Raw genomic sequence first — 1,051 nt, 5'->3', positions numbered from 1 at the left:
ACGACCTTCTCGACCTCGGCGTCCGAGACGAAGGGGCCGTGCACGCGAGTGATCCGCCCGCCGCCCGCCATGTAGAGCATGTCGCCCTGGCCGAGCAGCTGCTCGGCGCCCATCTCGCCCAAAATGGTGCGGCTATCGATCTTCGAGGTGACCTGGAAGGAGATGCGGGTCGGGAAGTTCGCCTTGATCGTGCCGGTGATGACGTCGACCGAGGGACGCTGCGTCGCCAGCACGACATGGATGCCGGCGGCACGCGCCATCTGGGCGAGGCGCTGGATCGTGCCCTCGATCTCCTTGCCGGCGACCATCATCAGATCGGCCATCTCGTCGACGATCACGACGATATAGGGCAAGGGCTCGAGCGCCATCGCCTCTTCCTCGTAGATCGCCTCGCCGGTATGGCGGTCGAAGCCGGTCTGCACCGTGCGGGTGATCACCTCGCCGGCCGCGGCTGCCTCCGCCACGCGGACATTGAAGCCGTCGATGTTGCGCACACCGAGCTTCGACATCTTCTTGTAGCGCTCCTCCATCTCGCGCACCGCCCATTTCAGGGCGACGACCGCCTTCTTCGGGTCGGTGACGACCGGGGTCAAAAGGTGCGGGATGCCGTCATAGACCGAGAGCTCGAGCATCTTGGGATCGACCATGATCAGCCGGCACTCCTCCGGCTTCAGCCGGTAGAGGATCGAGAGGATCATGGTGTTGATCGCGACCGACTTGCCGGAGCCGGTGGTGCCGGCGACGAGCAGGTGCGGCATGCGGGCAAGGTCGGCGATCACCGGCTCGCCGCCGATGGTCTTGCCGAGGCAGAGCGCGAGCTTGTGCTTGGTCGATTCGAAGTCCTGGCTCGCCAGCAATTCGCGCAGGAAGACGGTCTCGCGCTTGGTGTTGGGCAGTTCGATGCCGATCGCGTTCTTGCCCTGCACCACCGCGACGCGCGCCGAGATCGCGCTCATCGACCGCGCGATGTCGTCAGCCAAAGAGATCACCCGAGACGACTTCGTCCCAGGAGCAGGCTCAAGCTCGTAGAGGGTGACGACCGGGCCGGGGC

At 65.6% G+C, this 1,051-nt stretch carries 1 protein-coding gene; it reads right to left on the bottom strand.

From position 1 onward, the window contains the following. On the bottom strand, window positions 1-1,051 hold a 1,051-nt coding region (locus AC1REK_RS27510; protein ID WP_492270900.1), incomplete at both ends, for a DNA translocase FtsK.

The organism is Allobosea sp. GW823-FHT02B03 (assembly GCF_058797755.1).
The sequence above is the reverse complement of the archived record's forward strand: the minus strand, read 5'-3'. Positions and strand labels throughout refer to the sequence as shown.